Below are 1,078 nucleotides of genomic sequence, written 5' to 3' on the forward strand. Positions count from 1 at the left end.
AGCGCCTCGACCTGGCGCCGTAGCCGGGCCGGCATCACCTGCACCACCTTGGCCAGCATCCGCACCGAGGACTCGGCGAGGCCCTCCACCGCGCTGTGCGCGGCGGCCTGCAGCCCCACCGCTAGGGCGACCGCCTCCTCGTCGTCAACCACTAGCGGCGGCAGTGCCGCGCCCGCGGTGAGCTGATAGCCGCCGTCCACGCCGCGCCGCGCCTCGACCGGATAGCCAAGCTCGCGCAGCCGATCGATGTCCCGGCGCAGGGTGCGGACCGAGACCCCCAGTCGCTCAGCCAGTTGGGTGCCGGGCCAGTACCGGTGGGTTTGCAGCAGGGACAGCAGCCGCAGGGTCCGGGTGCTGGTGTTCGCCATGTCGTTGATTCTTGCGCTATTCAGGTCAGGAAGTGGCCGCAGGGCGGCCTAGCGTGGGTCCTGACCGACGGGAACGGGACAAGGAACTGGAGACCATGAGCGAGACCACAACCGCCGATGGACGGACCACCCACGACCTGGCCGACGCGCCGGCCGCCACTGGCGACCGCGCCGACCTGCTGGCGACGCTGGCCAAACAGCGGCACTTCCTGCGCTTCACCACCCGCGACCTCACCGACGAGCAGGCCGGGCGGCGCAGTACCGTCAGCGAGCTGTGCCTGGGCGGCTTGATCAAGCACGTCACCGCGGTCGAGCAGAGCTGGGTGGACTTCATTTTGGATGGCCCGTCGGCGATGGGCGATTTCACCACCATGACGGAGGCCGACTGGGCCCGGCGGGCCGACGGGTTCCGGCTGCTACCCGGCGAGACACTGGCCGGTGTGCTGGCCGACTACGCCGAGGTGGCCCGCCGGACCGATGAGCTGGTCGCCACCCTGCCTGACCTGGACGCCACCCAGCCGCTACCGAAGGCCCCGTGGTTCGAGCCCGGCGGGCGGTGGTCGGCCCGCCGGGTGCTGATGCACATCATCGCCGAGACCGCGCAGCACGCCGGCCACGCCGACATCATCCGCGAGTCCCTGGACGGTGCCAAGAGCATGGGCTAACAGTGGCATGGTGAGGGCGCGTTACGCCGCGCCCCACACCATCAG

General features: G+C 70.8%; 2 protein-coding genes. One reads left to right on the forward strand and one right to left on the reverse strand.

Annotation, left to right across the window (positions count from 1 at the left end; translation table 11 throughout):
* Positions 1 to 368, reverse strand: a 368-nt coding sequence (locus tag AB0I41_RS35250; protein WP_357115846.1) for an HTH domain-containing protein, incomplete at its 3' end; no start/stop codon positions are given.
* 95 nt (positions 369 to 463) lie between these two features.
* Between AB0I41_RS35250 and AB0I41_RS35255 the strand changes: the two genes are divergently transcribed.
* Positions 464 to 1,033 (forward strand): DinB family protein, encoded by a 570-nt coding sequence (locus AB0I41_RS35255; RefSeq protein WP_357115849.1) that lies wholly within the window; start codon positions 464 to 466, stop codon positions 1,031 to 1,033.
* The last annotated feature ends 45 nt before the right edge of the window (positions 1,034 to 1,078 follow it).

It is taken from the genome of Micromonospora sp. NPDC050200, from assembly GCF_040656135.1.
Lineage (GTDB): Bacteria > Actinomycetota > Actinomycetes > Mycobacteriales > Micromonosporaceae > Micromonospora.

Excerpts from the sequence above, each read along its gene's own strand:
- AB0I41_RS35255 (WP_357115849.1), top strand. The coding sequence starts at position 464 with ATGAGCGAGACCACAACCGCCGATGGACGGACCACCCACGACCTGGCC.